The 25,784-nt window shown below is 31.7% G+C and carries 32 protein-coding genes; 22 read left to right on the top strand and 10 right to left on the bottom strand.

The window, feature by feature from the left end:
* The first annotated feature begins 60 nt into the window (after positions 1-60).
* The 17 genes from G9F70_RS25260 (at position 61) to G9F70_RS25180 (ending at position 12,863) form a co-directional block, all read left to right on the top strand.
* A complete protein-coding gene (locus G9F70_RS25260) occupies positions 61-477 on the top strand; it encodes a phage tail assembly chaperone (RefSeq protein WP_164946842.1) in 417 nt (138 codons plus the stop codon).
* Between the two features lie 213 nt (positions 478-690).
* The gene (locus G9F70_RS25255; RefSeq protein WP_164946841.1) at positions 691-2,643 is read left to right on the top strand and encodes a hypothetical protein; all 1,953 of its coding nucleotides are present in this window, start codon (positions 691-693) and stop codon (positions 2,641-2,643) included.
* 14 nt (positions 2,644-2,657) lie between these two features.
* The gene (locus G9F70_RS25250) at positions 2,658-3,266 is read left to right on the top strand and encodes a LysM peptidoglycan-binding domain-containing protein (RefSeq protein WP_164946840.1); all 609 of its coding nucleotides are present in this window, start codon (positions 2,658-2,660) and stop codon (positions 3,264-3,266) included.
* A complete protein-coding gene (locus G9F70_RS25245; RefSeq protein ID WP_164946839.1) occupies positions 3,263-4,234 on the top strand; it encodes a terminase in 972 nt (323 codons plus the stop codon). The genes G9F70_RS25250 and G9F70_RS25245 overlap by 4 nt, the downstream gene beginning before the upstream one ends.
* A 4-nt stretch (positions 4,235-4,238) precedes the next feature.
* Complete coding sequence (locus G9F70_RS25240; RefSeq protein ID WP_164946838.1) at positions 4,239-4,610, top strand: DUF2577 domain-containing protein; 372 nt, start codon at positions 4,239-4,241, stop codon at positions 4,608-4,610.
* Positions 4,607-5,050, top strand: coding sequence for a DUF2634 domain-containing protein (locus G9F70_RS25235; protein WP_164946837.1), 444 nt, complete (start codon positions 4,607-4,609; stop codon positions 5,048-5,050). The genes G9F70_RS25240 and G9F70_RS25235 overlap by 4 nt, the downstream gene beginning before the upstream one ends.
* A complete protein-coding gene (locus tag G9F70_RS25230; protein ID WP_164946836.1) occupies positions 5,043-6,104 on the top strand; it encodes a baseplate J/gp47 family protein in 1,062 nt (353 codons plus the stop codon). Before G9F70_RS25235 ends, G9F70_RS25230 begins: the two co-directional genes overlap by 8 nt.
* A 1-nt stretch (position 6,105) precedes the next feature.
* Positions 6,106-6,759 carry a putative phage tail protein gene (locus G9F70_RS25225; RefSeq protein ID WP_164946835.1) on the top strand — a complete coding sequence of 218 codons (654 nt, stop codon included), beginning with the start codon at positions 6,106-6,108 and terminating at the stop codon, positions 6,757-6,759.
* On the top strand, positions 6,756-7,154 hold the full coding sequence (locus G9F70_RS25220; RefSeq protein ID WP_164946834.1) for a tail fiber protein: 399 nt from the start codon (positions 6,756-6,758) through the stop codon (positions 7,152-7,154). The genes G9F70_RS25225 and G9F70_RS25220 overlap by 4 nt, the downstream gene beginning before the upstream one ends.
* A 30-nt stretch (positions 7,155-7,184) precedes the next feature.
* On the top strand, positions 7,185-7,550 hold the full coding sequence (locus G9F70_RS25215; RefSeq protein ID WP_164946833.1) for a collagen-like protein: 366 nt from the start codon (positions 7,185-7,187) through the stop codon (positions 7,548-7,550).
* Between the two features lie 14 nt (positions 7,551-7,564).
* Positions 7,565-8,737 carry a hypothetical protein gene (locus G9F70_RS25210; RefSeq protein WP_164946832.1) on the top strand — a complete coding sequence of 391 codons (1,173 nt, stop codon included), beginning with the start codon at positions 7,565-7,567 and terminating at the stop codon, positions 8,735-8,737.
* A gap of 14 nt (positions 8,738-8,751) precedes the next feature.
* On the top strand, positions 8,752-9,303 hold the full coding sequence (locus G9F70_RS25205) for a hypothetical protein (RefSeq protein WP_164946831.1): 552 nt from the start codon (positions 8,752-8,754) through the stop codon (positions 9,301-9,303).
* A 19-nt stretch (positions 9,304-9,322) separates the two neighbouring features.
* Positions 9,323-9,724 (top strand): hypothetical protein, encoded by a 402-nt coding sequence (locus tag G9F70_RS25200; RefSeq protein WP_164946830.1) that lies wholly within the window; start codon positions 9,323-9,325, stop codon positions 9,722-9,724.
* 13 nt (positions 9,725-9,737) lie between these two features.
* Positions 9,738-9,962, top strand: coding sequence for a hypothetical protein (locus G9F70_RS25195; RefSeq protein WP_164946829.1), 225 nt, complete (start codon positions 9,738-9,740; stop codon positions 9,960-9,962).
* A gap of 270 nt (positions 9,963-10,232) precedes the next feature.
* Positions 10,233-10,601, top strand: a complete 369-nt coding sequence (locus G9F70_RS25190) for a hypothetical protein (protein ID WP_164946828.1) — start codon at positions 10,233-10,235, stop codon at positions 10,599-10,601.
* A 41-nt stretch (positions 10,602-10,642) separates the two neighbouring features.
* Positions 10,643-11,155, top strand: coding sequence for an N-acetylmuramoyl-L-alanine amidase (locus G9F70_RS25185; RefSeq protein WP_164946827.1), 513 nt, complete (start codon positions 10,643-10,645; stop codon positions 11,153-11,155).
* Between the two features lie 484 nt (positions 11,156-11,639).
* Positions 11,640-12,863: an IS256 family transposase gene (locus G9F70_RS25180; protein ID WP_164946826.1), complete on the top strand. Its 1,224-nt coding sequence runs from the start codon at positions 11,640-11,642 to the stop codon at positions 12,861-12,863.
* Between the two features lie 236 nt (positions 12,864-13,099).
* Here the strand turns inward: G9F70_RS25180 and G9F70_RS25175 are convergent, their stop codons facing one another.
* From G9F70_RS25175 to G9F70_RS25165, 3 genes are all read right to left on the bottom strand, one after another.
* A complete protein-coding gene (locus G9F70_RS25175) occupies positions 13,100-13,600 on the bottom strand; it encodes a DUF2798 domain-containing protein (protein WP_164946825.1) in 501 nt (166 codons plus the stop codon).
* Positions 13,601-14,449: 849 nt separating this feature from the next.
* Positions 14,450-15,382, bottom strand: coding sequence for an alpha/beta hydrolase (locus G9F70_RS25170; RefSeq protein WP_164946824.1), 933 nt, complete (start codon positions 15,380-15,382; stop codon positions 14,450-14,452).
* 174 nt (positions 15,383-15,556) lie between these two features.
* On the bottom strand, positions 15,557-15,778 hold the full coding sequence (locus G9F70_RS25165; protein WP_164946823.1) for a hypothetical protein: 222 nt from the start codon (positions 15,776-15,778) through the stop codon (positions 15,557-15,559).
* A gap of 179 nt (positions 15,779-15,957) precedes the next feature.
* Between G9F70_RS25165 and G9F70_RS25160 the strand changes: the two genes are divergently transcribed.
* Positions 15,958-16,542, top strand: a complete 585-nt coding sequence (locus G9F70_RS25160) for a TetR/AcrR family transcriptional regulator (RefSeq protein WP_164946822.1) — start codon at positions 15,958-15,960, stop codon at positions 16,540-16,542.
* Between the two features lie 42 nt (positions 16,543-16,584).
* Here the strand turns inward: G9F70_RS25160 and G9F70_RS25155 are convergent, their stop codons facing one another.
* Entirely contained in the window at positions 16,585-16,734 is a 150-nt protein-coding gene (locus G9F70_RS25155; RefSeq protein ID WP_164946821.1) for a hypothetical protein, read from the bottom strand.
* A gap of 776 nt (positions 16,735-17,510) precedes the next feature.
* Here G9F70_RS25155 and G9F70_RS25150 point away from each other — a divergent pair.
* Positions 17,511-17,999 (top strand): cysteine hydrolase family protein, encoded by a 489-nt coding sequence (locus G9F70_RS25150; protein ID WP_164946820.1) that lies wholly within the window; start codon positions 17,511-17,513, stop codon positions 17,997-17,999.
* 211 nt (positions 18,000-18,210) lie between these two features.
* Here the strand turns inward: G9F70_RS25150 and G9F70_RS25145 are convergent, their stop codons facing one another.
* From G9F70_RS25145 to G9F70_RS25135, 4 genes are all read right to left on the bottom strand, one after another.
* A complete protein-coding gene (locus tag G9F70_RS25145) occupies positions 18,211-19,080 on the bottom strand; it encodes a DUF4037 domain-containing protein (RefSeq protein ID WP_164946819.1) in 870 nt (289 codons plus the stop codon).
* 194 nt (positions 19,081-19,274) lie between these two features.
* Entirely contained in the window at positions 19,275-19,568 is a 294-nt protein-coding gene (locus tag G9F70_RS27375) for a hypothetical protein (protein ID WP_318011025.1), read from the bottom strand.
* Positions 19,569-19,574: 6 nt separating this feature from the next.
* Complete coding sequence (locus G9F70_RS27370; RefSeq protein WP_318011024.1) at positions 19,575-19,739, bottom strand: HDOD domain-containing protein; 165 nt, start codon at positions 19,737-19,739, stop codon at positions 19,575-19,577.
* 207 nt (positions 19,740-19,946) lie between these two features.
* Positions 19,947-20,552, bottom strand: coding sequence for a GNAT family N-acetyltransferase (locus G9F70_RS25135; protein WP_164946818.1), 606 nt, complete (start codon positions 20,550-20,552; stop codon positions 19,947-19,949).
* 993 nt (positions 20,553-21,545) lie between these two features.
* On the opposite strand from G9F70_RS25135, the gene G9F70_RS25130 reads away from it, so the two are divergent.
* On the top strand, positions 21,546-22,769 hold the full coding sequence (locus G9F70_RS25130) for a hypothetical protein (RefSeq protein WP_164946817.1): 1,224 nt from the start codon (positions 21,546-21,548) through the stop codon (positions 22,767-22,769).
* Positions 22,756-23,097, top strand: a complete 342-nt coding sequence (locus tag G9F70_RS25125; protein WP_202882654.1) for a hypothetical protein — start codon at positions 22,756-22,758, stop codon at positions 23,095-23,097. Before G9F70_RS25130 ends, G9F70_RS25125 begins: the two co-directional genes overlap by 14 nt.
* A 22-nt stretch (positions 23,098-23,119) precedes the next feature.
* Here the strand turns inward: G9F70_RS25125 and G9F70_RS25120 are convergent, their stop codons facing one another.
* Together G9F70_RS25120 and G9F70_RS25115 are read right to left on the bottom strand one after the other, a co-directional pair.
* On the bottom strand, positions 23,120-23,290 hold the full coding sequence (locus tag G9F70_RS25120) for a hypothetical protein (RefSeq protein ID WP_164946816.1): 171 nt from the start codon (positions 23,288-23,290) through the stop codon (positions 23,120-23,122).
* A gap of 851 nt (positions 23,291-24,141) precedes the next feature.
* Positions 24,142-25,044 carry a LysR family transcriptional regulator gene (locus G9F70_RS25115; RefSeq protein ID WP_164946815.1) on the bottom strand — a complete coding sequence of 301 codons (903 nt, stop codon included), beginning with the start codon at positions 25,042-25,044 and terminating at the stop codon, positions 24,142-24,144.
* 137 nt (positions 25,045-25,181) lie between these two features.
* Here G9F70_RS25115 and G9F70_RS25110 point away from each other — a divergent pair, with 137 nt between their 5' ends.
* Positions 25,182-25,601 (top strand): OsmC family protein, encoded by a 420-nt coding sequence (locus tag G9F70_RS25110; RefSeq protein WP_164946814.1) that lies wholly within the window; start codon positions 25,182-25,184, stop codon positions 25,599-25,601.
* Positions 25,602-25,784: the final 183 nt, after the last annotated feature.

Below are 25,784 nucleotides of genomic sequence, written 5' to 3'. Positions count from 1 at the left end.
CAAATTTGGAGTTGTTTATCTAAATGTTATTAAAAAAATATAAAATTGGAGGAATAAATTATGATGAGCAAAAGTACTTTAGATTTATTATTAAAATCAGATTTAACTAAAATTCAAAGACCAACAAAAGAAGTCGAACTTAAAAGGTTATCTGAAATATTAGGGGATACAGTGATTTTTAAATGTGAAGCATTAGATGCTGAAAGATTTAACGAAATTCAGGAAAATGCGCTTCACATAAATGAAAAAGGTGAGTTTGAAAATATAAATACCGGTGAAATGCAGATTTTTACTATACTAGAAGGCGTTAAAGAACCAAGTTTAAAAAGTAAGGATCTATTAGAGAAATTCGGAGCTGTAACTCCTAAAGAATTAATTAAAAAACTGTTACTTCCAGGAGAAATCTCTAACCTTTATAACATAATAAGTGAGCTTTCAGGATTTAATAAAGATACCGTGGTAGAAATAAAAAACTAATAAAGACTGATGGCTTTGTAGAAATGATGTACTATTACTGGAGCAGAAAAGGAGTAAGGCCATCGGTTTTTTATAATATGCCTCAAGGGGAAAAAACTGTGATAAGAGCTTTTTATGAGCATGAGATTAAAGAGAAAGATACTAATGGTAATATGTGCCCCTTGTTAGGAAGTTTTTAATAATATTTTTTATTTTGCATAGGAGGTGAGATGTATGGGAATAGAAATTGATGTTAATAACTCAATAAAAAATACAATCAAATTAAATGAGCAGCTGAAGGTATTACATGAATCAGCATCATCTATAAAAATAAGCCAATCCTTTTCACAGTCAATAGCTACTAGTATGGAAATGGTTAAATCTAAGTCAAACGAGGTACAGTCTTCTTTTAAAGGAATAGCTAAAGGAAGTGGAGTTAAAGAATCTATAGGAGATCAAAGTAAATATTTTCATAAATTTATAGAAGATTTAAAAGAAAAGAAAATCAGTATAAAAGCTGTATTAGATTTACCTAAGAATGATATACAAAAAATGATGGGTAATATAAATATTAAAAACAATGTTTCGACTTCCGTTAATATAGCTATATCTACAGATACACTGCAACAAACTATAGATGAGATAAAAGAATCATTTGAGGGAAGTACAGATACCATAAGTGAAAGTTTAAATTCAACAAAAGAGATAATAAACGAAATAAAAATAGCATTTCAAGCTATGCTTCCACCCCCTCCTCCTGTTAATACTAATCAACATAAGCACTTTGTAAAACTTAGAGAAGAAGTACAAGCAACTCAGGAGGCTATTATTAGATATAATAACCAAAAAATGGAAGACAAGAAAGCAAAAAGAACATTGGATGTGGCAATAGCTAGGGCTTCACTAGAGGCTGGTATTAAACTTACGAGCCATTCATTAAAAGAATTTGTTTCACAAAAATATTACCTTACTTTAGCATTAAAAGATATGGCTAAAGATAAGATTAAAAGTATTGTTAGTAAGCCAAGAAAAGTTGTTGTGTCTATGATAGCACGTACATCACAAGCAATGAAAAAAATAGGGGAAAGCTGTAAGAAAAAATTCTCAGTGGCTATATCGGCAGTTGATAAGACTAAAAATGTTTTTAGTGCTGTAAAAGATAAAATGAAACTTCTTAGTTCTCCAATAAGCTTTATAGCTAAGAATTTTGTAAAACCTGCTTTAGCCAATGATAAAGATCCTTCAGCAGTGGATGCAGCAAAACAGATTGAAAGAGTAAAAAAAAGTATGGATGGTATGAAGGCAAGTCTAGGAAAAGTTTTTATGCCTGTAATTGCTGGAGTATTAAAACCTATAGCAAATTGGTTAGAAAAATACCAACCTAGAATAGATAAATTTATACAGGGAATTTCTGGGAAAATAAAAATAGTTATGAGTGTTATAACGCCTATTATAGGGAAATTCTTTGTTCAGCTTTCTAAGACTGTTGAAAAGCTATTGCCAACATTTACAAAAGTATTTAAGGCAATTCCTAATATAATTCAAGGTATGCAGCCAGTACTGGAAAAAGTATTTTCAGTTATAGTAGCCGTGATACAAAAATTGCCTCCTATATTTAATGTAGTTATAAATGTTGTTAAATTTTTGGGCAAGGCTTGGAAAGAGATGTGGCCTGCTATATCCACTATATTGGAAATAGCCTGGGGTATTATTGAACCTATTTTTTCAATTTTTAAAAGTCTTGCTCAAGTTATAGTAGATATATTTGTAGCCGCATGGCCAGGAATAAGTAAAGCGGTACAAGGCGTATGGGAATTTATAAAGCCATTTTTGAACTTAATCAAAGATGCATTAGGTGGCATAGCAAAAGTTGCAGGATGGGTAGCTGATACAGTAGCTGGTCTCCTTGGAGGTGGCGATAATCCAAGTAAGGTAGGTAAAAGCGGAGGTAGTGGTAAATCTTATGCCTTTGGACTTGCTAGAGTACCCTACGACAATTATCCAGCTCTGTTACATCAAGGTGAAAGAGTTCTTACTAAACAAGAGGCAAATTCCTCATCAGGATTTGGCGGGGTTTCTATAGCTAAACTGGCGGATACTATAGTTGTAAGAGAGGAAGCGGATATTGACAGAATATCTAATGCACTTGTTAATAAGCTTCAAAATGCAGCATTTAATATGGCATAGGAGGGAGAGAAATAATGCAATTTTGGTTAATGCAGGAGAATGATTATTTATGGCTTCCTGTTCCTCCACCGGAATTTTCTATACAAAAAGGAAGAAGTAATAGTACTGTAAATGTAGAAGATTTTGGTGAAATAGCTTTAATAGGAGGTAAAAAATTAGCACCTATTAGTATAAGTAGTTTTTTCCCAGCACAGCAGTATAGCTTTTGTCAGACCAAGAATATACGTCATCCATACGCATGTGTGGAACTTATTGAAGCCTGGATTGAAAGCAAAAAACCTATAGGTTTTATGATATCTGAAACCAATATTAATATGTTGTGCACAATAGAAAATTTTACTTATGGAGAAAAAGACGGCACTGGTGATGTATATTTCACAATAGATTTAAAAGAATATAAAATACTTAATACTGAAACTTATAATGAAAACAGTGCTGGTAATCGTATTGGTAGTAAGAAAAAACCTTCTACCTATACTGTAAAAGAAGGAGACACGCTTATGTTAATAGCTAAAATGTGTGTCGGTAATTCAAACCTTTGGGAATCAATATATAAGAAAAACAAAAATGTTATAGGTAGCGATCCAAGTTTAATTAATCCAGGCCAGGTTTTAAAATTATGATTAGGATATATACGCTATATGATAATAAAATTAAAACAGATATTACTTCCTATTGTAATAGTCTTCAAATTTCAGGAGATGTGCAACAGTGTTCCAGAAAGCTAGATGTTACTCTAACTTATTCTATTTTTGATAAGAATCACAGTCATACTCAGATAAGTCCAGGCACATTGGTATGGGTATTAGATGGTGATGAGGAAATATTCAGCGGTATTGTTTTTAGCAGAGACTTATCATCATCAGAGCAAGTAACATTTGCAGCTTATGATTTTTTAATATATTTATTAAAGTCAAAGGCAAGTTATAATTTTCACAATATCACTGCAGGAGATATCGTGAGCCAAGTATGCAGAGAGGTTAATCTAAAAAAAGGATATATACCTAAAGTAAGTACACCTATAAGCAGATTATTTCAAGATCAATCTTTATATGATATCCTCATGTCGGTATATACTGAAGTTTCTAAACAAAATGGGAAAAAATATATACCGATAATGAGAAATAAGCAGTTAGACATCATTGAAAAAGGTGGAATAATAGCTGATATGTCTATAGAAACTGGTAAGAATGTTTTAAGTACCTCCTATAGTGATAACATGGACAGTATGGTAACCACAGTTAAAATATATGATGATAAGGGTAACTATATAGGAAAAGCTGAAAATGAAGGTTGGACAAAGAAATTTGGAGTTCTACAAGACTCATATACAAAAGAAGAGGGGAAGGACCCTAAGGGTGTTGCCAGAAATATGCTTCATGGAGTAGATTATCAAATTTCAATAGAGGTGCTGGGAGATTTAAAGTTAAGAACCGGATATGGAATTAATATAAAAATTCCATATATAGATCTGTTAGATAATACAATATGGTATATAGAAAGTGATAGCCATAGCTGGGATATTGGAAGTGGAAAGTATACAACTCAGTTAAATATATGTGCACAGAATAAAATGGATATAAAGGAGTGATAGTGTGAGCTCAAAGAAAAATCCTTATAGTACATTAATAAATATTATAAAAGATAATGGAGCATCCTATAATCCTCCATCAATTCAATTAGGTCAGGTTCATAGTGAGTCTCCCTTAATTATAAAAGTTGGAGATTTGCAGCTAACCAGTAGAAATTTATTAATTTCTGATTATCTCCTCAAAGATTATGAACGGAAAGTAGAGCAAAAATGTGAAAGCATCATAAAAAATGGTAAGACCTACAGTTCTGAAGAAATTATTAATAAAGGATCTATAAAATATACTGATGGATTAAAGGCAGGAGATTTAGTTGCGATTCTATCTACTTACGACGGTCAGAAATTTATTGTGCTTTCAAAGGTGGTGAGTATATGAGTATTTTCCCAGATGATTTTAAGGTAAATCTATATGATATTATTAAAACAAACAAAATAGGTTTTTCAGAGGAGCTTCCTGTACCTAAGGAATATGCATGGGATTTTGAAAGAAATAAATTTATCTTAGAAAAAGGAAACAATAAAATAGTTACTGGGGCTGAAGCTATAAAGGTGTGGATATATAAGACACTTAACACTTCAAGATATAAGTATGGAGCTTATTCATGGGACTATGGTCATGAACTGGAGGAACTTATAAGTTTAGGTTTATCAAGAGAAGCTTTATTTTGCGAGGTGCAGCGATATCTAAATGAATGTTTGAAGGTGAATCCCTATATTAAAGCTATTAATAATATAGATTTAAAATTGGATGGAAGTAAGCTTAGTATAAACTTTTTAGTAGACACTATGTATAGCGAGGTGAGAATAAATGTATGAGAATGTAACTGAAAATGAAATAAAAAAGAGAATGTTAAATGAGGTTCCTTCCGATATATGTAAATTGGAAGGTTCTTTTATTTATGATGCTATTTCTCCAGTAAGTATGGAGCTTGCAAATGCATATATGATGTTTGATATTTTTTATCAAAATGTATTTGCACAAACCTCCAGTGGAGAGTACTTAGATAAAAGAGCTAATGAATTTGGAGTATACAGAAAGGAAGGTGCAAAGGCGAGAGGTAAAACTTACTTTACAGGAGCTGATGGAGTATATGATACAAATATATTGATTCAGACACAGAATGGGCTTAGATTCAAAACTACTGAACCTTTGAAAGTAGAATTTGGAAGGGGAACAGCCCAAGTAGAAGCGGCAGAGATAGGTAAAAAATATAATGTGTTATCAAATCAGATAATAGAATTCCCAATGCAGATTAATGGAATAAGCACCGTAATTAATATAACCGCTGTTACGGGTGGTGGGGATATAGAAAATGATGAGGAATTATTAAAAAGATTGCTTACAAAGGTTCGACATCCTTGTACTTCTGGAAATGCAAACCATTATAAATTATGGGCATTAGAAACTCCAGGCGTTGGAGATGTAAAAGTAATACCATCAGTAAAAGAAGTTGGAACAATACAATTAATACTTATTGATAATGATAAAAAAGCAGTTGCTCCGCAAATAGTTGAGGAGGTTAAAAATCATATTGAAGATGAAAGACCTATAGGCGTGAAAGTAATTGTAGGATCTGCAGTTCCAAAGGAAATTGAAATTAAGGTAGGAGTAAGTCTTTATGGTGATCACAGCTTAGATGATATTAAAGAAGTTTATAAAAAAAGCATTGAAGATTTTATACATGAAATAACATTTAAAGAGGATGAAATTATTTATAAAAAGATAGGATCCTTATTAATATCAATTCTAGGAGTAAAGAATTATGAAAATCTTACTATTAATTCTTTGGATAGGGATATTATCCTAATGGAAAATGAAGTTGCAGTATTAAAAGGCATTGAGTTGTATTGCTTACCCAAGGAGGGATAAATTGATTAATGAAAATTTAAATAAAAGAGGTATCCCTTATGCCATAGATAATGAAAATTCAATGACAATTCCAGAAAAAATGTGCCCTAATTTAATGAACTATTTACCCCAATATCTGCACAATGACAGCACAATTAAGGCTTTGCAAAAGGAAGTGCTTTCTAAGGAATTAGGAAGACTGAATTTTCATATGAAGAGTATGCTGGAACAATGCTTTATTGATACAGTCACCAAAGAGGCACCAGGCTTAAAATTATGGGAGCAGTTTCTTGGAATACCTATTGATGAGAATAAACCTGTGGAGTACAGGAAATCCGTAATAAAGGCCAAAGTACGTGGAACAGGTACTGTAACTAAAAAGATGATAAATCAAGTAGCAAGTGCTTATTCTAACTGTGAAGTAGAAATTATAGAAAAACCTGAAGAGTATAAATTTATAGTCAAGTTTATTGGTGGTAAAGGTATTCCCCCTAACATGCTGGATTTAACAAAAACCATTGAAGAGATTAAACCTGTTCACCTAAGATTTGAATATGAATACACCTACTGTATATGGGATTGGTGTAAGAGCTACAACTACACATGGAATGATATGAAATCAATGACATGGGGGGAAGCAAAAACAAATATTAACAGGAAAGGGGTGATCATATGATAAAAACACCAATTTATGGATTGAATCAACCTCAAGGCAACGATACTGTAGATATAGGGGCGCTGAATGAAAATACAAAGAAAATAGATGATATATTGAATCTAAAAATAGATAATTCAAAAAAAAGTGATTCAATAAATTCAGATAGCTCAGACACCATCGCTACTAGTAAAGCAGTAAAATGTGCTTATGATAGGGGGGGAGAGGCCTTAGGGAAGGTTAACAGTAATGATACGCAGTTGGCTAAAAAGGTAGAATTGTACATCGCAGAAACCTTACCAATAATAGCAGACAGAAAAGCAAATACTTTGTATTTTAAAGCAACAAACACATTAAATACAGATATAAGCAATAATTTAAAAGTTAGTCCTACAATGGGAATCAAAGTAATTTAATGAATTTATAAGAAAGAAGGGAATAATATTATGGCAGATTTAAATAAAGTAAGAGTTCAATTACTAGACTCTAGCACAGGAGCAGTATTGCAAGAAGTTGATGTACTTACTAGTGCAAATTCAGTATTATTTGGAGATGGACAAACGTTCCAACAAAAATTAGATGCAGGGGTATTAAGAGGTGCTCTAGGTCCTAAAGGAGATACAGGTGCTGTGGGTTCCCAAGGTATACAAGGTAAGAATGGTGACCCTGGTGCTAAGGGTGACCCAGGAATACAAGGTATTAAAGGTGATACAGGTGCTACCGGATCACAAGGAACTTCCGGGGAGGTTGTTAAAGTAGGAACAAGTTATGCAAATGGATCACAAGTAAAGTTGTTTTTAAAAATTGTTTAAAGGACGTGATATAAATGGCAATAAAAAATGTAGAAATACAAGATGATACTGGAACTATTTATTATCCGCACACAAATGCTTCAGTAGTTAAATGTGAGAATGGACAATCTGTTGAGACGCAATTGGCGGAAAATGTTAAACAAATAGGAAATATAAATGACCAAAGCTTAGATGCAACCCTAAAGGGTAAATCTCTTACAGAAATGACAAAAGTACTTTTTACAAATGCCAATAACGGTAAAACAGCAGTAGCAAATGCGCTAGTTGCTAAGGGTGTTTCAGCATTAACTACTGATACATTTACGGTATTGGCAAGTAAGATAAATGCTATCACATTTGACGCTTCAAAACTATTAAAGGGCAATGCTGTTATGTCTATCGCTGGGACAATGCCTAATTATGCGGGTGCATATTTACCTAACAATGCAAATGCTGCTGATGTTGTAAGTGTATCCTTTGGTGGTGATGCTCTAGGTGATTATGGTTTTCCTACTTTTAAATTGAGTACTGCGGGTTATGTAGACACTACATCAACAACAAAATGTGGCATATATGGATTCAACCCATCTGTCATTAAATATGGTAATCCAGTAGGTAGTATTGCAAGTGGAATAGTGGGTGCATACACAGGTGATGCAACAGCACTATCAAGTGAAATCTTAGTAGGTAAAACTTCATATGTAAAAGGTGCTAAAGTGACAGGAACAATGACTAGCAATGGGTCGCCAACTGTTATGCTTACAGCAAATGGTGCTACTAAAGTAGTTCCAGAGGGGTATACTTCGGGAGGAACAATAACTGCTAGTATAACTAATTTAAGTGCATCTACTATATTGAAAGGACAAACTGTTGGAGGAGTAGTTGGAACTGCGACATCGGATGCCAATGCAGATGCGGGTGGTATATATACAGGAAAAACTGCCTATATAAATGGTGTTAAAATTACAGGAGCAATGGCCGATAACGGGTATCAAAACGCTACAATTACTGCACAAGGTGCAACAAAAGTAGTGCCTTTAGGATTTACAGGAGGAGGCACAATAACTGCCAACATTAGTAATTTAGTAGCAAGCAATGTTAAAAATGGCAGTAATGTAGGAGGAGTAATAGGAACATTACCTAGCACAACAGTAAGTGCATCCACCCCGAGTGGGGGTTTTGACAATGATTTTTGGATACAGCCTTAAAGGAGGTTTTTAATTTGAGCAAGATGTGGAAAAAAACAGGTGGGGTATGGGCTGTTACTGAATCATGGTCTAAAGTATGGAAAAGGGTAAGTGGAGTTTGGGGTAAAGCCTACTCTAGAGCCTTACAACTATACACATTAGGTGTACAAAATGTAGTATGGAATAACACCCCAAATAGCAGAACTACTGTTAATTGGTTAGCTGACCATGTTTATACCTCAGTAGTAGGTTGGCACAGTAACGAAGGAAATGAATCTACCCAAAACTATATCTACCCCTATTATCGAATAGATGTAACTGCATATACTAAGCTGTGCATTGATTGGGATTTAACCTTTACAGGAAATGCTAATAACTGTCTGTATTTTGGACTATACGACAGTGTACCAAATGCAGGACTACCTAGCCTAGGTGTATCTATAAGTAGAAGTGGAGGATTCACACGTAAAATAACCATTATAGATATCACAAGTGCAACAGGCATGTGGTATCCACAAATATATATGTCAGCTGATGGCAATGTGTCTACTACATCCATAAATATGTATAATATGTGGTTAGAATAAATTAAAGGGAGGTTTTAGTATGTATGTTTTAAATGATGAAGGTAATGTTATACAGTTCACTGATGTCAAAGGTGTGCTCAAAAATATGGAATACAGATACTTGGAGTATCAAATTTCAGATGGATATGTGATAAAGATATACAACGAGTTTCCACAGATAATAGCAGAAGGTGACAAAATTGCTATATCAAACAGCATTAATTTTGAAGAGGGTTCTGAATATGACAACTATATTGTAGTGCAGGAAGTAGATGCAAAAGATAATTTAACTTCAAGTTGTATGATAAGACAACCAGATTCAATAAAATTCTTGAGACAGGAAAGAGATAGACTAACTATAGAATTAACAAGTACGCAAAGTCTGCTGGCAGAATCAAATGCAACACTACTAGGTTTAATGGAAACAATAATATTACCTTAGGAGGAAAGTAAAAATGTTAATTAACAAATTACTAGTAAAACAGTATGCAGTATGTGTATACCAATATGGTATTAGAGCCTTTTCAGCAATAATGGTGGATTACCATGAACCAGCAAAGAAGTATGCAGGTGAAAATTACACATTAGAAATAATTGACAAAGCATTAGTAAACGGATATATAACAGAAAAAGAATACTCAGATACTATTGCTTATGTTACGTCAGTTGCGGTGGAATAGGAAAATATGACGACGTATTAATAACTCAAGAAACCATATAAAATAAAGGTTTTAAACAGAATAAAGTTAAGGCAATAGACATGACTTTAAATAGTCTTTTTTTATTGCCTTTTTTTAAATATTAGGGAAATATTACGCACCTGTTAAAAGCACAAACTTACACCAAATACGAATACATTTAGTATGTATTTTTAATTTAAGCTCTCATATCATTTTAAAACGAATGAAGCTTTTTATTTATTAAAAAACTGAAAAAGGGGTGGGAACTTAGTGCCAGTAAAAAGTGAAATAGCAAATTTATTTTTACAATTAGGTATAGGCGGTGCAGCATTACTTTTAATATTGGTATTTATAATTCTACTTTTCAAGTTATTTACAAAGATTAATTTCAATGAAAATACTAGTCAGAATGTACGTATAGATAAGCTCTGTGATAAGATTGATAATCTTATTACAAGTTATGCTGAAAACACTCAAAAACTTAATGAAGTACTTTTAACAAATGATAAGGATCAAAAAAGTACATTAAAATCACTTGAACAAATGCTAGAACTTATAATTGATGTGCATAGAAGAGTTACACGAATTGATGATAGAACTAATTCCTGCATTATAAATAAAAAAAATGTAGACGAATAAGCATATTTATTAATAAAGAATTAAATAGGAGAGTGATAAACATGATTTATGGTGTAGACTTTGGTCATAATAATCCTTTTGACACTGGAGCAGTAGGATATAAAACAGAAGATAAATTAAATACAGAAGTAGGAATCTTCGTAGTTAAAAAACTTAAATCCCTTGGACATATGGTGATTGACTGCACAGGAAGAAATGGAAAAAGCTTAATGGACAGTCTAGCAGAAAGATGTAAAATAGCCAATACAAACAATGTAGATGTATTTGTAAGTATACATTTCAATGCAGGCGGTGGCCATGGTACAGAGGTCTTTGCAATAAGCAGTATGGGAAAACACCTAGCTGAAAGTATTGTAAATAAGATAGCAGCTCTTGGATATACAAATAGAGGTGTGAAAATTGGCAGCAATCTATACGTATTAAAACATACCAAAATGCCAGCAGTACTTGTGGAATGTGCATTTGTAGATAGCAAAGAAGATATGGATAGATATAATGCTGAAGCTATTTCAGAGGCTATTGTAAAAGGACTTATTGGACAAACTATAAGATAAAAAAATGGAAATTAATAATGCTTAGGTAGTTCTTACTGATACTAATGAAGTTGAGATAGCATAGTAAAAAGATTTCACGAAGGGATTACCTTGGTGGAATCTTTTTTTATTTGAATAATTGGAGATATTTAAGAATAGTGTTGATTTGCAATATAATAAGAGACCGCACTATTAAGTACAGTCTTAATTGTAGAATATAAAAATAAAAGCTATTTTTAATTCTCTTTAATATACAAATGTATCTTAAATATTATATCATGAAATTTAAATATTCTTAAATATAGCCCAATAATCAAAAATGAAGAAAGTAGTAAATTCCCTTGATGGTAAAGGGATTTACTACTTTAGTAAGCTTTATTAGGTATCTTTACAAAAGAGGGAATGTGGCTAGATTTGTGTGAATAAATCTAGCTACATTCTTTTTTGTATAAACAAATGGTATTTGTGGTAATAATATCTAATAATTAAGTTAGGAGGAATGGTTATGAAAGAAATTGAAGCACCAGATTTTGATTTAAAGGCAGAGGTTAAAAAATGTAAGACTATGGAGGATGTAGTTGGTAAGAATGGTTTAATGCAAAGACTACTAAAAGGTGTCATGCAGCAAATGCTGGAAGGGGAAATGGAGGAGTTATTGGGTAGAGAAAAGTACAAAAGAGTTGAGGATGATTCAGATAGGAACTACAGAAATGGTTACAGTGAAAAGAGTATAAAAAGTAGTTTTGGAAACGTTGAAATTGATATTCCAAGAGATAGAAACGCTAAATTTGAACCTAAAATAGTAAAAAAATATGAAACAGTTTGTGATGAGCTTGATAACAAAATAATTGGACTTTACGCAAGGGGCATGTCAACAAGAGATATACAGACAGAGCTAGAAGATTTATATGGAATTGATGTTTCACCATCAATGATTTCTAAGATAACCGATAAGGTTATGGGTGCTGCCGCAGATTGGCAAAATAGAACACTGGATAGTATTTACCCAATTGTATATATGGACGCAGTCCACTTTAAGGTTAGGGAAGAGAATAAGATAGTTACAAAGGCCGCATACATCTGTATGGCCCTTGATATGAGAGGACATAAAGATATACTTGGAATATGGATTGGCGAACAAGAAGGAGCAAAGTTTTGGCTTACAGTATGCAATGATCTTAAGAATAGAGGAGTTCAAGATATTCTTATAGCTTGTATGGATGGTCTAAAAGGCTTACCTGATGCAATAAAAGTGGTTTTCCCTGATGTAAGCATTCAAACATGCATAATACACCAAATAAGGAACTCTTTTAAATATATAGCGTCTAAAGACACTAAGGAATTCATGAGGGATTTAAAGTGTGTTTATAAGGCTTCGTCGGAAGAAATAGCCACCAATGAGCTTGAAAAGTTAAAAGACAAATGGGGTGCAAAGTATAGTATAGTTATTAATTCTTGGTACAATAATTGGAACAATTTATCAACATACTTTGATTATCCACCAGAGATAAGGAAGATAATATATACAACTAATGCATTGGAGGGCTTTAACAGGCAACTCAGGAAGTTTACAAAGACTAAAACTGTGTTCCCTACAGATGATTCCTTAAAAAAGTCGTTATACCTAGCAACCTTAGAAATTATGAAAAAATGGACTTCACCTGCTCAAAATTGGTCCAGCTCATTAGCACAACTGACAATTATGTTTGAAGATAGGATTGAAGCATAATTAAAAATTAAAATTTGTATTTTCTATATTTTAATGTATAATTTAAAACTTTTTACAAATAATATAATAATATCCACACAACCCCAGTATTAGTATTGCCCCAAAAATAAAAAATTAGTACAGGAGTAAATTCCCATACTAATTTCTAGTTAGATATACACTTCTAAAGTTATTTACACAAATCTATGAACATTCTCACAAAAGAAGATTGTTCATTGCTCAAAACATTTTTGTTTCTATGCACTTAACCTATCATCTAAATCAGGTTCATTCTTGTCATGTATTATTCTCATCACATTTCTTGCAATAGGCTGTACAATAAGCAGTTCCAAAAATATAACTACACAAAAGTTGCGTGGCCAGGAAATTGGGAACTCTTTAATAACTTCCAGATTGAACCCACTTGCTAAAGTTCCTCCCACAGTTGTCATAATAATGGACATACCAATAACGGTAAAAAATGTCCTAAACAGAATATGAGCATTTAAACTATCTGTTGGTGAACTAAAAACATTCACTAGTTTACCTGCTATCTTTCCTACAACAAACGTTTCTAGTATCATTGCGATTATAAAAACTAATGGAAATGCTTTTAACGATGTAACTATTGCTTTTCCTGACACTCCACCCATGTTAATAGAAATATTCATAGTTGCCATGAATATGCAAGTCAATGAACATATAATACCCCCGTAAACTAATCCTTCTTTCCCATTTCTAGGCATGCATTTTTCCATAATTTCCTCCTCGATTTTACTTAAATTAAAAAAAATGCGCTGTATCGACGATGATATGACCGTCGGTACAACGCATTGAATTTGATTTGACTTTTATAGTGTAGCATAATTTTTTAATTCATGTAATAGCCTAATTTTATTTTCTTAATTTTGTTAAAATTATAGATAACATTTAAGGGTACGGCAACATACTCATAAACTTAAATCATCTTTTGGGAAGCTGCAATATTAACGACTTCAGAAGGAAACTTACCCCCTTGTAGACCTCTAGAGCAGATAACAATTATCAATTGTTATCCCCCAAATTATAGAAGTAGGAGACTTCCTTCTGAAATGTCGTTAAAAGAAGTTAAGAATTAATATTCTTTAGAAGTTAAGAAGTTAAGAATTTAATTGGATTTTTGGATAGGTTTATAGTAGCTACTAATCTAACAAATATTTCAAAAGTTCTTACCACAAGCAACTACCCTTTTGTCACCTTTTATTAATTTACTTTTATCTATTCCAACTTTCACTTTTATTTTTTTCATATATATTCAACCTCACCTTGTATAGATTCTATTATTAAGATTATGTACCAATATATGTAAAATTATACTTGTACCATAAAAATCATTTCAAGCGAACTAAAGCATAAAATACAATTAAGTTGTATTCTTAAATAAAAAAAACCGCTATTTATAATTTAATTACAAATAGCGGGTTTTTTTATGTGTTGATATATTAAATAATATTTTTACATAGCATATGTAGCGGAATATTATAAGGCTGAAACTCCCACACATAAATGAATGGGGTTCTTAAATACTAAATAACTTCTTTTATACTCTCATTCTTGACCACCTTATTCTATTTTTTCATAAAGCTCCTAAGGTTTTCAACGATTTCTTTTGATTTGGTATGGTGTAAATAATGTCCTCCTTCAAATGTTACCACTTTTCCATGTACAGAATCTTTTACTTGCTCTTCATGCAGTGGTATCCATCTTTTCACATCTGTATTATTCGCTTGTATAAAGAAAATAACGGGTAGATTTTTGGGGAATGTTAAATTTTTAGCTGCTTTAAAATTAGTACCCAAATTTTTCATTTCATTGGAAGTGGTGGAATTATACAGGTTTTTGTGAGTAATCATTCTCATTTGTTCTTTTGTTTCATCATCAAATGGTAGTCCAGCATAGGGGTCAGGACTTAGTTTCATTACCAATCTGGCTAAACCTGATTTTTTGAGTAGTTTAAAAGTTTCTATTGGAAATTCAGCATCCATACCGCCTTGCATTGGAGCACTGCTATCGATCCCGACAAATGCACTTACTTCCTGCTGATATTTGTTTACATAATCTAGTCCGTAAATGCCTGCAATGGAGTGACCCATTAGAATATATCGGTCAATTTTAAGACTTTGTAAAGCTTCATGAGTTTCATTTGCAATATTTTCTGTGCTTCGTTCTTTTTCGGTATCATCACTTAATCCATAACCAAAAGGCTCAATCACCACTACTTTGTAAAATGGAGATAGCTCTTTCACTAGGGGCTTAAAATCAAGTGCTGGTGCTGCTGTTCCATAGCCTGGTAGTAGCACGACTGTTTCTTTGCCTTGTCCTTGAATTGTAACATTCATATTTTTCCCATCTACAGATACTAACTGGCCATAGGGTTGTATTTTTCCTTGCTCCGATTTGTTGCTTATGATATTAACTGTAAAAACAATGGCTAGAAAAAGTCCTATTGCTATAACTATAACTCCTATTGCTTTAAGTATAATAATAAGTATTTTTTTCATAATTCAATTCCCTTCCTAATGTTTCGTTTAATTTGTTTCATTCATTAATGAGATTAGTACTGATAAAGGCTTCAATCACTTTTTGTCCTTCTGTTTCATTTACCAAAACTGCAGGAATACCCACATATTCATGGGTAAATATTGATCTTCAACTTTTTCATTCGATACACCTTTCTAAACTAAGATGACAGCTTGAACTCCCATTTCTTTTGCTTTTTTTAAGTGAGTATTTTGCAACGTTGTATTCAATACAAGATTGCCATCTCCCGAAACAACAGGATGTTGTTGTGGAAATGCTGACGACAAATGAATTTCTTCATTGTTAACAAATACAGAACTTCTCTTTTCTTCCCAGCGGTCAAAGGTGAACGTGTCACGGTGTACCTCAAACCCCATTTTGGTCAACTGTTGTTCCGATCATGAAACAATCGTCTCTCTTTATTATTTTTACTTGATTATCCTTATTGCATTACATTTGTAATCTCGTGTGATATATAGTATATTAGAAAGCAATATAAAAAACAATGAAAAGTAATAAATGAAACGCCATAACGTACAAATAGGAGGAAAATGTTATGTCAGATTATCAATTATTAATTCCAAACACATCTAAACACTATTCAAATAAAGAAACGAATCGTTTAACAAGAGAAGCCATCTGCACTGCACTGGTGCTATTAATCAAGGAACAGCAGTTTTGCAAGATAACAATTACAGATATCGTTAAGCGTGCAGGGGTATCACGAACTGCATACTACAGCAATTATTCATCGAAACAGGAAATCTTAATCGATCTCGTTAATTCGCTTATTTTCGAGATTAATCAAAAGCTTTTACCCTATACCGATGAAAGAACCGGCAAAGCAAAAGAACCTAAAAAATTTATCAAAGTGCTTTTCGAAATTTTTTACCAGCGACGTGATATATATATAACGCTGATCGATGCGAAATTTAATTATATCATTTTAGATCGCTTAAACGATATAATGCTTGCAAATGTACTAGATAAGTCCGATGAAAACATATACCGAATATACTTTAATGTCGGCGCGCTATATAATATTTTTTCAAAGTGGATACAATCAGACCCTTTCAAGACCATTGATGAGATGACTGAAATTTGTCTTAAAATTTACCATACGCCAATGTCAGAGAAGTAGCGAAAAAATCTGCTAAAATGCCTTGTCATTACAGATATTTAGCTATAAAAAATTTATGAAAGTGGCACTGAATCCATCCTTGAAGAAAATGCTATGTATTTCCCTTCCATATTCTATTGAACATTTACTGGCAAGTTTTCTTGCTAACTTAATTCTAGCTTCACACTCTTTATTAAATATATCTTTTGACATAATAAGTCCCCCCTATATCATAGTTTTTTTATTAAAACAGTATAATTATTATATACTACAAACCCGCTAAGATACCATTAAATCATCATCTGCGATGCTGCAATATTAACGACTTCAGAAGGAGATTTACCCCCTTGTAGACCTCTGGAGCAGATAACAATTCTCAATTGTTATCCCCCCACTGAAGTTTTTTATTTGTTATAGCTTGTAACTCCCACTTATAGAAGTCGGAGACTTTCTTTCTTAAATGTCGTTAAATGTATAATAAAATAGTTAAAATAATTTTTTATAATCCACGCTTTTTAAGTTAAGTATTATTTTGATATTTTTTTAAAGACTTTACATTAACTAATATATATTTTTTATAATTACTTTAGTTAGCATTATCAATAGTGTAATTCTACTTTAACGAACTTGTTTTGAGCAAAAAAATAAGAGCTTTATCATTTAATGATTAAACCCTATCCATTATTAGCATTACAAACCCTTTAGATAAACTTAAACAGTTTTTAGATAAGTATAAAGTTCAATAAAAACAGAAATAAATCCTGCTCTTTAATGAGAAATCTTGGCGAGAACCTATTATAGAAGGAAAGTATTATTTTAATTAATTTTTAACTTGGATAAGGTAGAATGTTTTGGTAAAATTATATATATGTTACAGTCTTTGAATGAATACATATGGTGATGAGCCATTAGGTTAAAAGAGTTAACAAAAATAGTGGTAAACATAATGATTAATAATTAATAATTAAGAGTTATAGGAGGAGGACATTATGTCAAAAATAGCACTTTTAGTAATAGACATGCAAAAAAATTGTAAAGAATCCACATCTTGCAGGCTATCCTTTGAAAAAGCAGTAGAATATATTAATGAAATCAGTGAATATTTCCGCAAGAAAAAATATCCTGTGGTAATCATACAGGACATTGAAGCAGGGGGTGCAGAGACTGAGGGCTTTAAATGTGTAGAAGAATTAGTAGTATCAGATAATGATTTATTTGTACATAAAACCTATAGCAATGCTTTTTGGAAAACAGAGTTAGATACTATTCTAAAGAGTGAGGGTGTAGACTGTATTGTTATAAGTGGATTTGCAGCAGAGCATTGTGTTCTATTTACTTACAATGGTGCTATTGAAAGGGGTTATAATACTTTTTTGCTTCAAAATGGTATCGCGGGGTTTGATGATGATGAAATTAAAGGCATTCAGTCCTTAAGATCTGTTGTAAGCTATGGAGCCCTTGAGTATTTTTTGAAATAACCTTTGTGAGATGTAATTCAGAATCAATACTCAATTTGAGTCATGACGGATGGGCTATCCAATGAGTAACCCATCCTATCAGTAGTGCCAAATTTTTTTTTTAGTTTTTGATTTACAGTTTATCGAAAATGGGAAAATACTGTCTTGTGGCTGTTTTTTGCAGGAATAGTTGAGTATCCCTAAAAATGCCGTAAAATTCAATTGAATACTATTATACTATTGTAGTTGTATCAATATTTTTTAATATAGCTGCAACGGTATCACCTAGTTCAAGGTCTTTTGGTATAAGTAATAATGTATCCTTTATTAACTCAAAACAATTCTTTAGATTCTCTTTAGTATCTTTTATACATATAATTGAATCTATCTTCTCTTCTAGATTTTCTGGTTTTATCTCTAGATTACTGATTATATATTTTGTCCATTTCCAATCTGGTTCCCACTGTCTATTTATTGCATATAAAATTCTTAAAATCTTTTGGACATCTGGTATAATTCTTTGAAGGAATGGAATTTTATCCTCTCTCTTAGATAGCATTTTTCTAACATCTATTGCCAAACCCATAGTCCAAGGTTCAATTGTATTTGCTATAATATCTTTCTGAAGTTCTTCTGGATAAAGATTTAATTGTCCTTGTAAATCACTTAATATACCATTATCCCTGATAAAAATTGCATCTTTTAATACTGAAGCAATAATAAGTTTATCATGGGTAATTACTTTACCTTCTATAATTGAATTTATGTTATTTTTCATGCTACTAATAGTCTGCCATCCAGATTCAATCCAATAATTTTTATACTTGAATATTACCCAAACTGATCCATCCCATAGTGGTACGCCATAGGGATGTATATTTGTTCCGCCAATCTGTTTAATCCAATTAATCATGTTTTCTTCTGATATTAAATTATCTACTAAAAATTCTATTTCAATATCAGAATCTTCATCTGCAAGATTTCTTGAAACAGAACCAACAATAATAATTTCCCTTCCATATTCTATTGAACATTTACTGGCAATTTCTCTTGCTAACTTAATTCTAGATTCACACTCTTTATTAAATATATCTTTTGACATAATAAGTCCCCCTATCTCATAGGTTTTTTTATTAAAACAGCATAATTATTATATACTACAAACCCACTCAAATACCATTAAATGTATAACCAAATACTTAAAATAATTCCTTATAATCCACGCTTTTTAAGTTAAGTCCTATTTTAAGAAAGATTACGAATTAAATTGGTATCTTCTTGAGAGAAAATTTAATTTTATAATTCAAAAGTATTTTCAATAACGCCTGGTAATATGCTGTATACAGATTTTCCTATTTTCTTCTCAAAATAATTTTTTAGTTCGATGAAGGCTTTCCATTTTGGAACATTATATTCGTTCACTCCATGTCGCAGGGCAACATCAATCAGTCTTTTTTCTATCAGTGTAAAACCATCAGGTAATGCTAAAGCATCACATAATTGTATTAATTTATCGTATTCAGTATATTCCAGTTTATTAAAAAAATCCTCAACAAACTTATAATCTTCATGGCTACAGCTTTTATTCACAACTTCTTAAATATCATTAATATTTTTAGATGGGCAAAAATGGGTTATACAAATTTTTGCTACAATATCATGGAGCATCCCTAATACGTATGCCACATCTGGATTCAACTCTCCATAATTTTCAGCTATTAGCTTAGCTGCTTGAGCAGTCCAAAGTGATGTTGTACCCATGGTCCCGGAAATAAATCTTCTGCTTCCTTCAATAATAACCTGGCTTCATCTATGGTGGGCACTCCTTGTTCATTACATTTTTTCATATATGTACAACTCCCTTTAGTCAAATTTGTTACATAATTTAAGAAAGATACGAGATAACTGAATCTAAATTTATATTACCTAAGCTCTGCAAATTGGAATTTGTCTGCTTCATATAATGCATCATACTATGATGCCCTTTAGCTGTTTCCTCATTACAAATTTTTGCTTTGTTTCTGCATGAATAGTAAAGCCTAAGTTTTTATACATATCAACAAACCCCATAAAATGTTTACGTTCATCTGTAGTTTCTTTTTCTGGATATACTTCAACATAATCATAACCATCATTCATCGCGTCTTGACAAGCATATTGCAATAATTGTTTTGCTATTGCTTTTCTTTTCATATCAGGTGCAACAAGAAAACAATATATAGATTTTACTTTATTATTTGCGTCAATCTCCAATTCATTTACTTGGGGCATAAAACGATACCAGCCGATACAGTTCAAACATTCTGTCTTTGTATTTGCGTTACACCAACCAACGATACAACCGTCAAAATATGCTAAATATCCTTGTATTTTTCCGCTCTTAACATATTCAATAGCCATTGCTTTTCTTTCTTCACGCGATGGAATACCTGTTCCGAAACGGTGGTCGGCACTACACCAACACTCACAATAACAGGTATGCTCAGGGATATTGTCATCATGTGGCGTCGTCTCGAAAAAGTTTATATATTCTTCTACGTGAGCAGGTGTCAATTTTTTAATTTCAACATTCATTCAATTACCTCCACTAATATAAATAATTTGCCAAATTACTATTTATTGAGTTGTCTTGCATCCTTCATATGCCGCACTGTTTTACAACTGCGAAACAACTCATAAATAGATTATACCATTTAATGCCATAAAATAACATTTAATATATTAAAGGTTATCATGAATGGCTTTCATTCTATTTAATAAGTGCATGGGCAAATGAATGAGTGAGAGTCTCATGTTTTTTACATAAGTAACAATTAGAAAAATATAAGCGAAAAAGTATGATAATAATAGAACCCACCACGCCTCTTTACAATGCGCACCAGGTGAGACATTTTATTTGTGGGTGATATAATGGAAAATGATATTATATATATAAGTCACTTCTGCATTATAGTAGAAATATATTTTTGTGATTTATTTATCTAGGCGCTTTTCGTAATCATTGAGGCTGGTTTTAAGGGAAGACTTTTGACTTCCCTTAGTTAACATTTTTCTTATATAGTGAAGAAAATATAAAATACACTTTGCCTCGCTTTAGAATTATTATACAATTAAAAGCTTACCGCCTTGTTTTAAATAGATAAGGTGGTTTTTATATGCCTATATCCTCAAATTTGTTTGATATTTTATATAATTTTTAGTAAAGAGTTTATCGATATTCAATTTATGGATAGGTTACAACATAATAATAAAAAAACTTCAAGCACTTTTTATTATTTATATACTGAGAGGTGCTTTTTCGTATCTTTTTTTAAAATAGTAAACAAAAGGATGTTAAATAATTATGGAGATGAATAGATTTCACATTAGAAACGGAAGCAAGAAATCAACACAAATAATTTGCTTAATATTTTATGTGGCTTATAGTAAAGTACTTGGTAACCAAATAGCATCAGAGTGACACTTGACTAAAAAAACATTGACTTTTAATATGTTTATGATAAAATAAAATCATAAGTTGTTGTTAAGTGTCATTAAAAAAATAGATTTAATGAAAAAGGAGAAAATATGAATATAAGAAGATTTAATGGGGATTTTGGTAATAGTACAAATAATTTTATAATTGATGGATATTATTTAGAAATACCCACCAATGTTGTTGAAATAAGTGAAACAAAAGCAAATGAATTATTTGTAAATCCAATTACACAATCTAACGAATTACTGGAAAGATTAGTTATTTCAACTGAAATAGATGGGAAAGAAAGGTATTATCTTGTTGGAGAAATGGCAGAGATGTCTAAATTAAGTAATAGTCATGTTGCTATGATGCATGATAAACTAAAGAGTAATATACCTTATTTAAGTTTTTTAAGTGCGGTATCATATTATACTGCTTTAAATTTAGACAATAAAGATAACAAAATAGAAATAGATTATATGAGTATGATGCTTCCAATCTGGCTACTTAAAAGAGAAGATAAATTCAGCTGCGCACAAAAAAGAATGGAAGAAAGATTTATTGGAGAACATAGTGTAAAAATAATAACATTAGGAATGGAAAAAGAATTAAAAATTGTGGTTAAAAATACTAAATGTAGAATTGAATCAGAGGTTGCGAGGCACGCTCTTAAGTACAAGATGATAGCAAGTGAAACTGATAAGAACACTTTAATAATAGAAAAAAGAAATAATATAGAATTTGCAAATTATCCAGTTGTTTTAGTTGATATAGGTGGAGGATCTACCGATGCTGTAAAACTTGCTAAAGGATTAACTACACCTCAATCCAGGGAATCATTTCAAGTAATAGATATAGAGCCATTCCTCGGGAAGCTAGAACAATTAAGAAAAGATAAGCTCTTAGAATATTTTCATAATTTAAGGGCCGTGGAGAAGTTTGTAGTTGAAAATTACAAACAAAAAAAATATATATTTAAAGATGAAAACACAGGCGAAAATTATGATTTTACAAATAAAATTAATGAAGTATTACAAGAATATGCCAGTGTACTTGTTACAAAGCTTTTATACTCATTTATACCTGAAAGTGGAGAGCAAATAAAGTTTATTTATTTTGGGGGAGAAGCGTCTATTTTAGAGCCTTTTATAAAACAAGCTTTATTAGAGCATATGAGTGAAGCTGCAGCAGAAAGCAATCACTTTTTCTTGAATGAAATACTAGAAGATGACAAAAAAGAAATATTCAAACCATCTCCAAGAACAATTAACCTTGCTGCACTTGAAATATTATCAATTAATGAAATGAGAAAAACAAATGATGGTGAATGAAGAAAAAAGAGGCAGAATGGTATTGAATGCCAAATATATGCCTGATGATGTATACGAAATTTTAAATGAAAAAGCCCTTAAAAGAGCATTAACGCCATATATAGTGGAAATTATAAGGGACAATCAAAAATACAAACTCATTTTAGAAAAACTAGATAATATTGAATCGAAAATTGATAATATTACTTTCAATGGTATAACTAAAAAAGAAATTGGTATTGAAGCAGCAGTAACTGTTGATGAGCTGCAAGAAGGTATAATTGTTGAAAATATCAATGAAGTAATTAGTGAAATTGATGAATCAGATATAATAGATGGTGATTTTTAACTAGAAGAAGTGCATTACCTTTTTAGGTTAATGCACTTTTTCTTTTAATGAAACTTTCATCATCAGAATAAAAAGACTTTGTTAACCTATTTGGTTTTATTCCATTTTCAGTAATGAGAAACCCAAAAGTTGCACTCATAATTACAATTATAGGTGCCGAAATAATAAGAACTCCTATTGCAAACATTCTCATAACAATCCTCCCTTTAAAATTCTTGACTAATATTTTTAACATCTTTCTTAATTGCATAATAGATTACGAATTGCAAGCTTGTCCCAGTTTAAATAGATAATAAACTTACAAATTTCTAATCTTTTCAAAATAAACACCAAAACAAAATACCACTAATATCGATAACTTTATTTTTTTCAAACTAACAACTCCTTTTTATTTTTTGAATTTAGTTAGCAATCTCAGTCGGCCCTCCTTTGCCAATATCCCTAGCTGTTTATCTTTACATATATATAAATAAACTATGAAAAGTAATTAAATTTTCAGTTGGTTAGTGTGTATTTTTTTACGAAGACAAAATGCCTCATTAACTATATTATACAATAAATTATTGATATTTCTTAGAGTGGATAAAAAAAACATATCATATTCCACATCTTGATATTGCTACAAAATTATTTTTGTTTTGACTGTATGTTTAAAAAGTAATTTTTTCAGAACAAAAGTAAAAAATTGAAAGGAAGGATACCTTGAATAAAAATATAGATTTAGCTTTAAATAAGCTGTATCAAAGACAAATTGTTACTAGAGAAGAACTCTTAAATGAAATGTTAAGAGTCAAGTTAACACAGAAAGAATTGCATTCAAATACCAAAGTTATAAATGACAAAGAGAAGTTATTTCTACAATACCTACAGGAGTATTCATGCTCACAGTTGCACAACTTGAACGTGATACTGATTAATTAATTTATAAAATGTAGTTTTCTTTAAATCTAAAATTTTCATAACATCCGCATACTTGCCACGTGGGTAGCACTTGTTCTCTACTCTATTCTTTTGCAGCTTAATTTTTACTTGTGCATCATATAATCATTTCCGACAATACTGCAGGGGAAGGATTTTCTTAGTCATATTCAGCAGAGCCCGTAAAGCGGGTGACATCCATTTGTCCTTATGGTAAATTACTTGAGTCAAGAATTCAAAAGAAGGTCCACACCAGCTCAACTCAACAAGCTTCCCTTTTAATAGTTCTTCTTCAACTGTAATTTTGGGAAGAATTATGATTCCTAAACCGCTAATTGCAAGCTGTTTCATAGACTGGATACTACCGATTTCCATTATTGATTTGGGGGTCAAACCACAATCACTAAGTATGGTCATTAGTGTTCTCCTATAGCTGCAGTCCTCCTCGGCTAAAATGAGAGTATAGTTAACGATGTTTTCGGGATATACACAAAGGGACTTTGCAAGAGGATGGTTAGGGTCTGCGAGTAATACTAAAGGTTCGGGTATTGCGAGTTCAACAATGAAATCCGAACTTGCTATCATACGTTCCAAGCAAAAGGCCACATCAATCTGGTTATCAAGTAAAAGTTCTTGATACTCCCTAGATTTGATAGTTTTTAATATGATTTCAATATCAGGGAACCTATAATGGAATTCTTTAATAAGGCTATCTATACGTGTTGTGCATAATGACTCCCATGCGCCTATAGCCAGAACTCCTTTTGGAATGGTATGATCTTTTATTGTATCTTTTGCTTCTTCACACAGAGCAACGATTTGTTTTGCATAAACAAGAAATTTTTCGCCCTCATGAGTAAGCGATATATTCTTTCTAATACGTTCGAATAAACGAACTCCTAGGTCACTTTCTAGTAGTTGTATCTGAGCTGTAACAGTAGGTTGAGTGTATCCGAGCATATATGCTGCTCGAGTAAAACTATTGAGCTCTGCCACAGCAATGAATGTATTAAGTTGGCGAATTTCCATATTATTATTATCCTTTCTTCATCCATAATTTTTTTGTATGATAATGATTTATTATATCAATTTTTCTTTTCCAATTCTATGGGTTACTATTAAATTAAACATATAGCTTATTACGAATATAGGAGGATTTAATTATTATGATGAATGCAGTAGTAAAATGGGTTGGAGAAGGCGTAACATTTGAATGTACAACTCCAGAGGGAGTAAAATTTCTGCTAGCTGGTCCAGCAGAAATGAATAACGGAAAAGTTCTAGGTCCAAAGCCAATTGAAATACTTCTTCATGCGGTTGCAGCATGTACAAGTGTAGATATAGTTACAATGCTTAAGGCTAGAGGGGCTAAAATTTCAGCGTACGAAGTGGTTGTAAATGGAGAAAGAGGAACAGTGGCTCCAAAGCCTATGGAAAAAATCAACCTTTTATATAACATAAAGGGAAAAGGTATGACCTCTGAAATGATAGAAGTTGTTCTTAAAACTGCCTTTGAAGTTGAAAGTGGTGTTGCAAATACTTACAAATCCGATATTACTTGGTCTTTTAATCTTATTGAAGAATAATTTTATATTTGCCGTTATAAGACTTTAAAGATAAAATTTAAATAGGTGTCCGTAGCAATGTAAGCAAAAGTCGATTCGTCGGAATCCACTTTTGTATTTAGAAAATAAATAATTATTTATTCTATTGAATCCTTATTGGGGTCTTTTAATTATACCCTCTGAAAAAGATGTCGTGTTAAAATA

Source organism: Clostridium sp. FP1 (assembly GCF_011065975.2).
GTDB lineage: Bacteria > Bacillota > Clostridia > Clostridiales > Clostridiaceae > Clostridium_AD > Clostridium_AD tagluense.
The sequence above is the reverse complement of the archived record's forward strand: the minus strand, read 5'-3'. Positions and strand labels throughout refer to the sequence as shown.

Excerpts from the sequence above, each read along its gene's own strand:
- G9F70_RS25260 (WP_164946842.1), top strand. The coding sequence starts at position 61 with ATGATGAGCAAAAGTACTTTAGATTTATTATTAAAATCAGATTTAACT.
- G9F70_RS25255 (WP_164946841.1), top strand. The coding sequence starts at position 691 with ATGGGAATAGAAATTGATGTTAATAACTCAATAAAAAATACAATCAAA.
- G9F70_RS25250 (WP_164946840.1), top strand. The coding sequence starts at position 2,658 with ATGCAATTTTGGTTAATGCAGGAGAATGATTATTTATGGCTTCCTGTT.
- G9F70_RS25245 (WP_164946839.1), top strand. The coding sequence starts at position 3,263 with ATGATTAGGATATATACGCTATATGATAATAAAATTAAAACAGATATT.
- G9F70_RS25235 (WP_164946837.1), top strand. The coding sequence starts at position 4,607 with ATGAGTATTTTCCCAGATGATTTTAAGGTAAATCTATATGATATTATT.
- G9F70_RS25230 (WP_164946836.1), top strand. The coding sequence starts at position 5,043 with ATGTATGAGAATGTAACTGAAAATGAAATAAAAAAGAGAATGTTAAAT.
- G9F70_RS25220 (WP_164946834.1), top strand. The coding sequence starts at position 6,756 with ATGATAAAAACACCAATTTATGGATTGAATCAACCTCAAGGCAACGAT.
- G9F70_RS25215 (WP_164946833.1), top strand. The coding sequence starts at position 7,185 with ATGGCAGATTTAAATAAAGTAAGAGTTCAATTACTAGACTCTAGCACA.
- G9F70_RS25210 (WP_164946832.1), top strand. The coding sequence starts at position 7,565 with ATGGCAATAAAAAATGTAGAAATACAAGATGATACTGGAACTATTTAT.
- G9F70_RS25200 (WP_164946830.1), top strand. The coding sequence starts at position 9,323 with ATGTATGTTTTAAATGATGAAGGTAATGTTATACAGTTCACTGATGTC.
- G9F70_RS25195 (WP_164946829.1), top strand. The coding sequence starts at position 9,738 with ATGTTAATTAACAAATTACTAGTAAAACAGTATGCAGTATGTGTATAC.
- G9F70_RS25185 (WP_164946827.1), top strand. The coding sequence starts at position 10,643 with ATGATTTATGGTGTAGACTTTGGTCATAATAATCCTTTTGACACTGGA.
- G9F70_RS25180 (WP_164946826.1), top strand. The coding sequence starts at position 11,640 with ATGAAAGAAATTGAAGCACCAGATTTTGATTTAAAGGCAGAGGTTAAA.
- G9F70_RS25175 (WP_164946825.1), bottom strand. The coding sequence starts at position 13,600 with ATGGAAAAATGCATGCCTAGAAATGGGAAAGAAGGATTAGTTTACGGG.
- G9F70_RS25170 (WP_164946824.1), bottom strand. The coding sequence starts at position 15,382 with ATGAAAAAAATACTTATTATTATACTTAAAGCAATAGGAGTTATAGTT.
- G9F70_RS25165 (WP_164946823.1), bottom strand. The coding sequence starts at position 15,778 with ATGGGGTTTGAGGTACACCGTGACACGTTCACCTTTGACCGCTGGGAA.
- G9F70_RS25160 (WP_164946822.1), top strand. The coding sequence starts at position 15,958 with ATGTCAGATTATCAATTATTAATTCCAAACACATCTAAACACTATTCA.
- G9F70_RS25155 (WP_164946821.1), bottom strand. The coding sequence starts at position 16,734 with ATGTCAAAAGATATATTTAATAAAGAGTGTGAAGCTAGAATTAAGTTA.
- G9F70_RS25150 (WP_164946820.1), top strand. The coding sequence starts at position 17,511 with ATGTCAAAAATAGCACTTTTAGTAATAGACATGCAAAAAAATTGTAAA.
- G9F70_RS25145 (WP_164946819.1), bottom strand. The coding sequence starts at position 19,080 with ATGTCAAAAGATATATTTAATAAAGAGTGTGAATCTAGAATTAAGTTA.
- G9F70_RS27370 (WP_318011024.1), bottom strand. The coding sequence starts at position 19,739 with ATGGGTACAACATCACTTTGGACTGCTCAAGCAGCTAAGCTAATAGCT.
- G9F70_RS25135 (WP_164946818.1), bottom strand. The coding sequence starts at position 20,552 with ATGAATGTTGAAATTAAAAAATTGACACCTGCTCACGTAGAAGAATAT.
- G9F70_RS25130 (WP_164946817.1), top strand. The coding sequence starts at position 21,546 with ATGAATATAAGAAGATTTAATGGGGATTTTGGTAATAGTACAAATAAT.
- G9F70_RS25125 (WP_202882654.1), top strand. The coding sequence starts at position 22,756 with ATGATGGTGAATGAAGAAAAAAGAGGCAGAATGGTATTGAATGCCAAA.
- G9F70_RS25120 (WP_164946816.1), bottom strand. The coding sequence starts at position 23,290 with ATGAGAATGTTTGCAATAGGAGTTCTTATTATTTCGGCACCTATAATT.
- G9F70_RS25115 (WP_164946815.1), bottom strand. The coding sequence starts at position 25,044 with ATGGAAATTCGCCAACTTAATACATTCATTGCTGTGGCAGAGCTCAAT.
- G9F70_RS25110 (WP_164946814.1), top strand. The coding sequence starts at position 25,182 with ATGATGAATGCAGTAGTAAAATGGGTTGGAGAAGGCGTAACATTTGAA.